Source organism: Pseudoalteromonas sp. S2721, assembly GCF_005887425.1.
Lineage (GTDB): Bacteria > Pseudomonadota > Gammaproteobacteria > Enterobacterales > Alteromonadaceae > Pseudoalteromonas > Pseudoalteromonas simplex.
Genome location: NZ_PNCZ01000085.1, coordinates 1 through 319 on the forward strand (window position 1 = coordinate 1; position 319 = coordinate 319).

Annotated in this window: 1 pseudogene; it reads left to right on the forward strand. The window is 33.9% G+C overall.

Going from position 1 to position 319, the window contains the following annotated elements:
* Positions 1-184: pseudogene (locus CWC02_RS20875) on the forward strand (hypothetical protein); the annotation flags it as partial.
* Positions 185-319 lie beyond the last annotated feature (135 nt).

Genomic DNA, 319 nt, shown 5'->3' on the forward strand with positions numbered 1-319 from the left:
TTTACCTCCTATTCTTGAAAGACTGAATTTCGAAGCTGAAAACTGGTTAACGCTAACAACTCAGTTTGAAAACTTATTTCATGGAGCTGCAGGTCGAGTGGGTGCTATTGAAAGTTATTGTATTAAAACAGCTCGCAAGCGACGAAGTAACATTACAAATAGCCGAACTTTATTAGCGAGTTAAGTTTCTAGGTATATTTTAACGTGATTTCAAATAGCTATAATCTTCACGCTTTAAATTTAATTGTTTGAAATAATTAGCACTAGAAGGCTAAAGTCAATCCTCTATTCTCTCTGAAGCACAATCTCTAAACATTAT